This window comes from Pelomicrobium sp. (assembly GCF_036803785.1).
Classification (GTDB): domain Bacteria; phylum Pseudomonadota; class Gammaproteobacteria; order Burkholderiales; family UBA6910; genus Pelomicrobium.
The window spans coordinates 1-10,124 of record NZ_DAIRTR010000106.1; the positions used below are offsets into that span (position 1 = coordinate 1).

The following is a 10,124-nucleotide window of genomic DNA, read 5'->3' on the forward strand; positions in this document are numbered from 1 at the left end:
ACCTCCCTCCTGGACTTGGACCGTTGGCTGGAATGGCTACCCCGGGAAAGCGAGGGAAATGGCCCAGGCCTGGTCGGCTTCGATCTCCGGGTAAAGCGCCTGTTGGCCTTCAACCGCCTGTTCCACGAGGTGGAGGCGGCAGGGGAGCGCCGCCAGGGCATCTTGAGGCTGCGTCTCGCCGGCCGAGAGATCGCCGGCGAGGTGACCTGGGAGAGCGCCGGCAATGGAAGGCTCACCGCTCGCCTGGCGCGGCTCAACATTCCTTCGGACGAAACCCTGGGACGTGACGGGGCCGGGACGCCGCCTGAGGAACGGGACCTCCCCGCCCTGGACATCGTGGCCGAACACTTCACCCTCAATCAGATCCCCCACGGACGGCTGGAGCTCCTGGCCCAACCCCAGGGAGGGCTGTGGCGTCTCCATAAGCTCTCCCTGGAGCATCCCGATGGTGTGCTCACCGCTTCTGGGCAGTGGCAACGGCACCCCGGCCCCCCCCGCACCCGGTTGTCCGTGGATCTGGCAGTGGCCGACCTGGGGCGCTTTGCCTCGCGCCTTAAACTGGGAGAAGGGGTACGGGGAGGCTCGGGCAGCGTCAAGGGCACGCTGGAGTGGAACGGCGTGCCCTACGCCATGGACTACCCGACTCTCGCAGGCCGGCTCACCCTGGCGCTCGACGACGGTCAGTTCCTGGAAGCGGAGCCGGGGGTCGCGAAGCTGCTTGGCATTCTGAGCCTGCAGGCGCTGCCCCGGCGTGTCGCTTTGGATTTTACCGACGTCTTCAGCAAGGGCTTTGCCTTCGAGAAAATCCGCGGCGAGGTGCGCCTTGCCCAGGGAGTCGCTCACACCGAGGCGCTCACCATCGAAGGACCCTCGGCCAGGGTGAGCATGCAGGGTGAAGTGGATCTCGCCCGGGAGACCCAGAACCTGCGGGTCAGGGTGATGCCGTCCTTGTCCGAGACGGCAGCCCTTGCAACCGGTGTGGTGGGCGGCCCTGTGGTAGGCCTGGCGACTTTGGCCCTTTCCAAGGCGCTCAAAGATCCCTTCGGTCAGATGGCCGCGTTTGAATACCACGTCGCGGGAACCTGGGTGGATCCCCAGGTGACCAAAATTCCCAGACGCATCGGCAATCTACTGCCACCATGAGCCTCTGTGCCCCTATCGCATCGCTCCCGCCCAGGAGACTGGCCGCTGTTGCCGAGCCGCCGCGCGCTAAGGCGTGGGGAAGGTGGCAATGATGCCAGCCGACACCGGCGCCGCACCCCATCGCCTCGCGGCGGAGGCGAAGAAAACCCGCTCGCCCTTCCGCGCTGCGGCGGTGCAGATGGTCTCGGGGCCCCGGGTGGAGGAGAACTTGAAAGAGGCTGGGCAGCTCGTGGAGCAGGCCGCAGCCGGCGGGGCCCAGCTGGTTGCGCTGCCCGAGAACTTCGCCCTCATGCCCTTGCGGGACCAGGATCGGTTTGGCGCGGCGGAAACACCGGGGGACGGGCCGATCCAAACCTTTCTCAGCGGCCTCGCCCGGCGGCTCGGAATCTGGATCGCCGGGGGCTCAGTGCCCCTCAAGGCAAGCCGCCCCGACAAGGTCTACAACAGCCTGCTTCTCTACGACGATCAGGGTCGGACAGCGGCGCGCTACGACAAGATCCACCTGTTCGGGCTCACCCTTGGTCAGGAGCGTTACGATGAGGCCGCCACCATCGAGCCCGGGACCGAGGTGGTCGCAGTGGACACGCCTTTCGGGCGCGTGGGCCTGTCCATCTGCTACGACCTGCGTTTCCCGGAGCTTTACCGGGCCATGGGAACGGTGGACCTGATCCTCGCTCCTTCCGCCTTCACCGCCACCACGGGGCGGGCCCACTGGGAAGTGCTGGTACGAGCCCGGGCCATCGAGAACCTAGCCTACGTGGTGGCGCCTGCCCAGGGAGGGAGGCATGCCAACGGACGGGAGACCCACGGAGACAGCATGATCGTGGACGCTTGGGGCACGGTGCTGGGGCGGCTTCCCCGGGGTGCCGGGGTGGTGAGCGCCCAGTTGGACCCGGTCTACCAAGCACGGCTGCGGGAGAGTCTGCCGGCTCTCGCCCATCGCGCGGTGCACCGGTGTTGAATCGAATACAATGACGAAATCATGAACGATCCCATGACCGACATCAGCCTCATCGAGGCTGCTGATCCGGCACGGCTGCTGGAAACTGCCCGCAGCCGCCTGCTGGCCCCTGCTTGCCTCGACACGCCTCAGCTCGAGCGGGTTTTCGGCCAGCTCTTGACCCACGGGGTCGAGGCGGCGGATCTGTATTTCCAGTACACCCGGACCGAGAGCTGGACGCTGGAGGAAGGCATCGTCAAGGCTGGTAGCTTCAATATCGACCAGGGCGTAGGCGTGCGGGCAGTGGCCGGGGAGAAGACGGCCTTCGCCTATTCCGATGACATCAGCCTGGCAGCCCTGGAGTCGGCCGCCCAGACCACCCGGGCCATCGCCCGTCAAGGGGCGAGTCGCCAGGTGCCGGCGCCCCGCCCGGCCCGGGGGCTCAGGCTGTATGAGCCGGTCGATCCGCTGGCGACCCTTGCCGCCCCCGACAAAGTGGCACTCCTTAGTCGGCTTGAAAGCTATGCTCGGTCGCTGGACCCGCGGGTGACCCAGGTGATCGCCAGCTTGGCGGGCGAGTACGAGGTGGTGCTGATCGCCTCCAGTACGGGTCTGCTGGCCGCCGACGTGCGTCCCCTGGTACGCCTCACGGTCCAAGTCATCGCCGAGGCCCAGGGGCGGCGGGAGCAGGGCGTGAGCGGTGGTGGCGGCCGCTTCGGCTACGCCTATTTCACCGACGAGGTGCTGCGGGACTACGCGAAGAAAGCGGTGGACCAGGCGCTGGTCAACCTGGAGGCGCGCCCGGCGCCCGCCGGCACCATGACCGTCGTGCTGGGCCCGGGCTGGCCGGGCATTTTGCTCCATGAAGCGGTCGGCCACGGACTAGAGGGAGATTTCAACCGCAAGGGCAGCTCCGCCTTTTCCGGCCGCCTCGGTGAGCGGGTGGCGGCTCCGGGCGTCACCGTGGTGGACGACGGCACCTTGCCCCAGCGGCGCGGCTCCCTCAACGTGGACGACGAGGGCACGCCCACCCAATGCACGGTGCTGATCGAGAACGGCGTGCTCCGAGGCTACCTGCACGATACCCTGAACGCCCGACTCATGGGCATGGCGCCCACGGGCAACGGCCGGCGCGAATCCTTCGCCCACCTACCCATGCCCCGCATGACCAACACCTACATGCTGGCTGGCCCCCACGATCCGGAGGAGATCATCCGCTCGGTGGATCGGGGGCTGTATGCAGTCAACTTCGGCGGCGGCCAGGTGGACATCACCAGCGGCAAGTTCGTCTTCTCCGCCGCCGAGGCCTACATGATCGAGGGCGGCCGCGTGACCTATCCGGTCAAGGGGGCGACCCTCATCGGCAACGGCCCCGACGTGCTCACCCGGGTGTCCATGATCGGCAACGACCTGAAGCTCGATCCGGGCATCGGCACGTGCGGCAAGGAAGGCCAGAGCGTGCCGGTCGGGGTGGGCCAGCCTACCCTGAAGATCGAGGGGCTCACCGTCGGAGGCACCGCGGAATAGGCGTCCGCCGTCTTCCTTTCGCGGCGCGAGCGCCGCGTTCTTCTGTTATAATTCAGCCTTTTTCAGGCACTTATAGAAGAGCGCGGCGAAGCCTCGCGCCATGCGACCATGATTCTGATCCTCGAAGAGAACGTGGACCTAAACGGTCCCGAGTTCAAGCAGTTGATGGAGCACCTGGGCTCGCTGCCGGGAATCCAGACCCGCATCCATCACGAGAAGGGCACCGAGCGGGTACTGACCGAGGTCTACCTGATCGGCAGCACCCTGCAGCTTTCGGTGGAGGACATGAAGGCACTTCCCTGCGTGGAACGGGTGGTGCGGGTGTCCGAGCCCTACCGGGTGCTGGGGCGCCACAAGGATGATCAGCGCCTGTCCCACTTCGACTACAACGGCTTGCGCTTCGGCCAGGACACCCTGCATGTCTTCGCGGGCTTGTGCGCGGTGGACACCCGCGAGCACGTGGAAATGATGATGCGGGCGCTGCGGGACAACGGCCAGGTGTGTACCCGCATGGGGGCCTACAAGCCCCGCACCAGCCCTTATTCGTTCCAGGGCCACGGCAAGGCCTGCCTGCCCTATGTGTTCGAGCTTGCCGGCAAGTACGGGATCAAGGTGATCGCCATGGAGATTACCCATGAGGATCACATCGACCAGATCCGGGAAGCGCTCCACGCCACTGGCAACCCCACCGGCGTCATGCTCCAGATCGGCACCCGCAACGCCCAGAACTTCGAGCTGCTGAAGGCCGTGGGCCGGCAGCAGGAGTTCCCGGTGCTATTCAAGCGCGGTTTCGGCATCACCCTGGACGAGTCACTCAACGCCGCCGAGTACCTGGCCTCCGAGGGAAACCGCAAGGTGATCTTCGGGCTGCGGGGCATGAAGACCAATATGGGAGACCCCCACCGCAACTTCGTCGACTTCTCCCACGTGCCGGTGGTCAAGCGGCTCACCCGCATGCCGGTGTGTATCGACCCTTCCCACTCGGTGGGCTCGCGGGCGATGGCGCCCGACCGGCTGCTGGACATCATGCACGTGACCGCCCAGGGAGTGATCGCGGGGGCCAACATGGTGCTGGTGGACTTTCACCCGGAGCCGTCCAAGGCCCTGGTGGACGGCGCCCAAGCGCTGACCCTGGCCGAGCTCCCCTATTTTCTCGAGGACGTGAGGATCGCCCGGGAGGCCTATCTCAAGCGGGCGGCCCTGGCGGAGAAATTCCACGCCTCCTCCGGCACCGCCTCGGCGGCGGCCTGAGGACCGGCCTTCGCGGCGCTCAGGCGCCTCAGCGGTTCTTCCCCGGCTGCCACAGCACGTCGCCTTGGCCGTGGTGGCGGTTGAGTACCCGCGCCAGCACGAACAGCAGGTCGGAGAGGCGGTTCAGGTATTTGAGGGCGACGGGGCTGACGGCTTGCGCGTTCGCCAGGCTGACGAGCCGCCGTTCCGCCCGGCGGCACACGGTGCGCGCCACATGACACAGGGCCGCCGGCCGGGCACCGCCCGGGAGAATGAATTCCTTGAGGGGGGGGAGCTCGGCGTTGAAGCCGTCCAAGAGCTTCTCCAGCCGCTCCACCTGGCCGTCGCTCATGGCCGTGCGGCCCGGAATGCACAGCTCACCCCCCAGGTCGAAGAGGTCGTGCTGGATGTCGGTCAGGCAGGTGCGCACCTGCGGTTCGAGCGCTTCCGCGAGCAGCAACCCAATCACGCTGTTGAGCTCGTCCACGGTGCCAAAGGCCTCGACGCGAAGGGAGTCCTTCGGCACCCGAGAGCCGTCCCCGAGGCCGGTGGTGCCTTGGTCACCCGTACGGGTGTAGATCTTCGACAGGCGGTGTCCCACGTGCAGTGTGTCCCTAAGGAAGAAACGTGGCCGCATTGTCGGCCGGGCGCTAGGGAGGGGTCAAGTCGCGGATCAAAAGCGGCTCGATGCATCCATAAGAACCCCCTATCAGCAGCCCGGATTCGGGGCCCTATAATCGCGCGAACCGTTCCGCTCCAATCCAAAGAACGCCGGGAATGAAGGGAGAGAAGAAACCTCTATTGCCCCTCGCCTTGAGCGGCGCCGGGTCTGGCGGACTTTACTTGCTCTTGTTCCTCTTCGAGGAAGAGGTCTTGCGCGCCACCACTCGTACGGACGGGCTCGCCTGGCTGCTCCCGGTGGCGATGGCCTTCGTCTTTTCCCTCGTGCACGGAGCCTTCACCGGCTATTTCTGGGAGACGCTGGGAATCCGGGGAAAGCCCCAGGGCAAAGGAAAGCGTTGAATGGAACCTCTCGCCCCCCACTTCATCGACCTGAATCTGCCAGGCGTCGTGTTTTTGCTGCTGGTGGGCTTCATCGGCGGCCTGGTGTCCGGATTCATCGGCTCTGGCGGCGCTTTCGTGCTCACCCCTGGCATGATGAGCATGGGAGTGCCGGGGGTCGTGGCCGTCGCGAGCAACATGTGCCACAAGTTTCCGAAGGCTCTGGTGGGGGCGTACAAGCGCCACAAGTACGGCCATGTGGACGTGAAGCTTGGGCTGTTCATGGCCGCCACCGCTGCCCTCGGCGTATGGGTTGGGGCCATGGTCCAACAAGGCATCAAGGCGACCTACGGCGAGGCGGGGTCCAGCCTGTACGTGAGCGTGGCCTTCGTCATCGTGCTGATGATCGTGGGCACGTGGGTGCTGAGGGACGCTTACAAGATTTATCGGCAAGGCGCCGGCTACGTGGAGCAAGCCGGTCGCCTCGCGCGCTGGGTCCAGAGCGTCGAGATCCCGGGCACCATGATCGAGTTCAAAGTGGCGCAGGTGCGCGTCTCCCTTCTGTTCATCGTTCCTTTGGGATTCGCCACCGGCATGCTCGCGGCGACGATCGCCGTCGGTGGATTCATCGGCGTGCCGGGGATGATCTATGTCCTGGGGGCACCATCGATGGTGGCGAGCGCCACCGAGCTGGTGGTGGCCTTCGTCATGGGTATGGTGGGCACCATAAGCTATGCCATGCACGGTTTCGTTGACATTCGCCTCGCCATGATCATCCTAGCGGGATCGCTCTTTGGCATCCAATTGGGGGCGATCGGCACCACCTATGTGAAGCCCTATATGATCAAGGTGGTGATGGGCGCCATCATGATGATCGTGGCGGTGAGCCGGATCGTGGTGATCCCCGTCTACCTGACCCAGCTCGGGAAGCTGGCGCTTTCTTCAAAGCTTATGGATTTGCTCAAAGACGTGAGCTTCCTGTTCATGGTGGCGGCTCTGCTCACGGGCGCCGTCATCATCGTGGGCGCTATCATCCGGGGTCACCGGGATCACGCGCTGGGCGAGGCGGAAGAGGAGCCGCTGCCAGAATAAGGGCTCTGCCGGCCCAGCAGCGGGCAGCTGCCGGGATCGAAGTCCGGATCATGGATGCGCTTGGCCAGCGCTTCGAGGGCATCGTCTTCGCTGGCGAACAGGTTTTCCCGGCCGATTTCCTCGATCAGCCCCGTGCGTTCCATGACTTCCAGGACCTGCTGCTTCAGGCCCGAGAAGGAGAGGGTGACGCCGCCCTCCCGCAGGCGCGCGTTCAGGTGCCGCACCGTCTCCTCGCCAGAAGCGTCCATCTGGTTGATGCCGTCGGCCACCACCAGGATCTGGCGCGCCTTGGGAAAGCGGGCCGCCACGTCCAGGAGAGCGGTTTCGAAGTACGGGGTGTTGGCGAAATAGAGCTGCCCGTCGAAGCGAACCGCCACCAGGTGCTCGGAGAGGGGGAGTCCGTGCAAGTAGGCATCTTGCAAGGTGCCGTCGGGATGGCGCCCCAGGACCGCCACCCGGGGCTTCATGGTGCGGTAGAGGTAGAGCAGCACCGCGAGGCCCGCGCCGAGGAGGATGCCCATGTCCAGGTGGGGCGCGAAGGCCAAGGTGGCGGCGAAGGTGACGAAGGCGGCGATGCCGTCGTGGCGATGGGCGCGCCAGGCGTGGATCATGGCCCGGAAATTGATGAGACCCGCTACCGCCATCATGATGATGGCCGCCAACACCGCTTGGGGAAGGTGGTAGAGCAATGGGGTGAAAAACAGCAAGGTGATCACCACCATGCACGCCGTGAAGAGGGAGGACAGGCCCGTCCGGGCGCCAGCGCTGTAGTTCACCGCGGTCCGGGAGAATGAACCGCTTACCGGGAAGGACTGGAACAGGCTGCCGGCCATGTTGGCCAGGCCCTGGCCGATTAGTTCCTGGTTCGCGTCCAGCCGTTGACGGGTGCGGGTGGCGATTGCCTTTGCGATCGAGATGGCCTCCATGAACCCCACCAGGGCGATCACCAAGGCCCCCGAGAGCAGCGTACCGACCTGTTCCAAACTCACTCGGGGCAGCTCGAGCTGCGGCAGTCCGGGCGGAATGGCACCCACCACCTCTCCTCCGCCCGCAAGCTGCAGCATGCCTTCACTGACGCCGCGGATGCGCCATAACTGGCCGTCGCCGGAGAAGCCCTCGGGCAGCTCGCCGTGAAGGTAAAGGCGCGGTCCTTCGGGCGTTGCGGCGCGCTCGAAGGCGAACTTGCGCAGATCCCGCAGGCGCTTGCGGTTCTCGTGCTCGAGATCCGAGATTTCCAGGCGCAGGATCTCGAGCTGATAGCGCAGGGCTATCGCGTGGCGGCCGCCGCCATTGCCGGAGCGTTCCACCGAGCGCAACTCGTTCAAGCCGGCCTCGACCCGGCGTTGCAGCTCGACGATGGCGGCCTGGGTGGCGAAGTAATCGACGGCGATGGAGCGCAGCGCCTCGTCGGCGACCTCTTCCGGCCGCGCAGCACCTTTCTTCTCGAAACCGATGGCCCAGCTCAGGGCGGTGGTAACGATTACCGTTGCCAGTACGCCCGGCGCGCGGGGTGCGATCTTCTTGAGCGCCACCATGAGACCGATCGCCCCGGCACCCATGGCCAGGGTGGGCCAATGGATGTCGCCGAGCTGCAGCACTACCCCCCACATGTCGAGGATGAAGCTCTCGCTTCTGCCTTTGCTGACGCCGAGCAGCTTGTTGACCTGGGAGGCGGCGATGATGAGGGCAGCCGCGTTGGTGAAGCCCGCGATGACCGGGTGGGACAGGAAGTTCACCAGTGCACCGAGGCGGAACGCTCCCAGCAGAAGCTGCAGCGCGCCCACCATGAAGGCCAGCAGGATTGCCAGCGCCACGAACTGCTCCGAGCCAGCCGCGGCGAGAGGCGTCAGGACCGCCCCGGTCAGCAGGGACACCATGGCCACCGGTCCGGTGGAAAGCTGGTGGGAAGAGCCGAATGCGGCCGCCACGATGACCGGGACGAACGCTGCGTACAGGCCGTAGTGGGGCGGCAGGCCAGCCAGCTGGGCGTAGGCGAGGGACTGGGGCACGAGCACCAGGCCGACGGTCACCCCCGCCACTAGATCGGCCCGCAGGGTCGACCCTTTTACGGGGAACCAGCTGAGGAAGGGAAGCAAGCGAGCCAGGGCGCGGGCATTCATCGAATGACAAGGAATGGGCGGAACCGCTCGGGCGTCGCGTCAAGTGCTCATGGGGCTCGCGCCTTTGTCGTCCAAGGCCCGTGGTTCCCCGTTCGGCAGCCGCTGCTGGCACTCGCGGAAAATGCGCACCCGGCAATGGCGGCAGATCTCCGGGTCGAGGCGCGGGTAGATGTGGGCGACCGGGTGGCTTTTGACCGGAAACAGATTCTCCTCGCCGATCTCCTCCAGGTAGCCGCCCCGCTCCATGAGCTCTCGCACCGCGTTCTTCATCCGGTAGAAGTAAAGCCCGCCGCCTTTGCGGCGCAGGCGCCTGGCTTCCTGGGCCAGCATCTCGGCGCCGGCCACGTCCACGAAGTTGATGCCACTGGCTACGATCAAGACGTGTTTTTGCTGCGGGTTTCGCTCGTCGATCTCCTGTAGCGCCTGTTGCACGTGGTTGACCGCACCGAAGAACAGTGATCCGTTGATGCGCACCATCTTGAGCTGGGGACAATCGGGCAGTCCTGTCTCGGCGGAGAAGTGATAGCTGCCCTCGGCCGGATCGGGCTTGACGTCCAGCACCAGGGGCTTGGAGGTACGGTTGAGGTACAGGATCAGGGAGATGATGATACCGGCGTAGATGGCGAACTCCAGGTCGAGGAACAGGGTGCCGAAGAAGGTGACCGCCAGTACGGCCGTCTCGGCCCGGCTGGTGCGCAGGATGTTGCGGATGTGGTGGAAATCGATCAGGCCCCAGCCGACGAGGAACAGGATCGCCGCCATCGAAGGAATCGGCAAAAAGGCGGCCAGGGGTGCTACCGCTAGCAGGATGAAGACCAGAAAGACGGCGGAGAACACGGCGGAGAGAGGAGTTTTGGCCCCAGCCTCGTAGTTCAAGCCGCTGCGGTTGAAGGAGCCACTGGAAGCGTAGGCGGAGAAGAACGAGCCGGCGATGTTGGACAGGCCCTGGCCGATGAATTCCTGATTGCCGTCGATGCGCTGCTCCGACTTCACCGCGATGCTGCGGGCGATGGACACCGCTTCGGTCAAGGCCAGCATGGTAACCGCGAAAGCGATGGGGGCGGTCAGAC

General features: G+C 65.6%; 9 protein-coding genes. 6 read left to right on the top strand and 3 right to left on the bottom strand.

Going from position 1 to position 10,124, the window contains the following annotated elements:
* The 4 genes from V7Q81_RS11860 to V7Q81_RS11875 form a co-directional block, all read left to right on the top strand.
* A partial coding sequence (locus tag V7Q81_RS11860; RefSeq protein ID WP_333843540.1) for a YhdP family phospholipid transporter occupies positions 1-1,143 on the top strand: 1,143 nt, incomplete at its 5' end.
* Between the two features lie 91 nt (positions 1,144-1,234).
* Positions 1,235-2,104 (top strand): carbon-nitrogen hydrolase family protein, encoded by an 870-nt coding sequence (locus V7Q81_RS11865; protein WP_442954829.1) that lies wholly within the window; start codon positions 1,235-1,237, stop codon positions 2,102-2,104.
* Positions 2,105-2,137: 33 nt separating this feature from the next.
* Positions 2,138-3,610: a metalloprotease TldD gene (gene tldD, locus V7Q81_RS11870; RefSeq protein ID WP_333843557.1), complete on the top strand. Its 1,473-nt coding sequence runs from the start codon at positions 2,138-2,140 to the stop codon at positions 3,608-3,610.
* Positions 3,611-3,718: 108 nt separating this feature from the next.
* Positions 3,719-4,861: a 3-deoxy-7-phosphoheptulonate synthase gene (locus tag V7Q81_RS11875; RefSeq protein WP_333843545.1), complete on the top strand. Its 1,143-nt coding sequence runs from the start codon at positions 3,719-3,721 to the stop codon at positions 4,859-4,861.
* A 28-nt stretch (positions 4,862-4,889) separates the two neighbouring features.
* On the opposite strand, the gene V7Q81_RS11880 is transcribed toward V7Q81_RS11875, so the two are convergent.
* Entirely contained in the window at positions 4,890-5,441 is a 552-nt protein-coding gene (locus V7Q81_RS11880; protein WP_333843547.1) for a cob(I)yrinic acid a,c-diamide adenosyltransferase, read from the bottom strand.
* A 176-nt stretch (positions 5,442-5,617) separates the two neighbouring features.
* Between V7Q81_RS11880 and V7Q81_RS11885 the strand changes: the two genes are divergently transcribed.
* Together V7Q81_RS11885 and V7Q81_RS11890 are read left to right on the top strand one after the other, a co-directional pair.
* Positions 5,618-5,863: a hypothetical protein gene (locus tag V7Q81_RS11885; RefSeq protein ID WP_333843550.1), complete on the top strand. Its 246-nt coding sequence runs from the start codon at positions 5,618-5,620 to the stop codon at positions 5,861-5,863.
* Positions 5,864-6,934, top strand: a complete 1,071-nt coding sequence (locus V7Q81_RS11890) for a sulfite exporter TauE/SafE family protein (protein WP_333843552.1) — start codon at positions 5,864-5,866, stop codon at positions 6,932-6,934. It begins immediately after the preceding gene.
* Here the strand turns inward: V7Q81_RS11890 and V7Q81_RS11895 are convergent.
* Positions 6,892-9,054: a SulP family inorganic anion transporter gene (locus tag V7Q81_RS11895; RefSeq protein WP_333843554.1), complete on the bottom strand. Its 2,163-nt coding sequence runs from the start codon at positions 9,052-9,054 to the stop codon at positions 6,892-6,894. The genes V7Q81_RS11890 and V7Q81_RS11895 overlap by 43 nt on opposite strands.
* 39 nt (positions 9,055-9,093) lie before the next feature.
* Positions 9,094-10,124 (bottom strand): SulP family inorganic anion transporter (locus tag V7Q81_RS11900; RefSeq protein WP_333843556.1); only part of this gene is annotated, 1,031 nt, incomplete at its 5' end.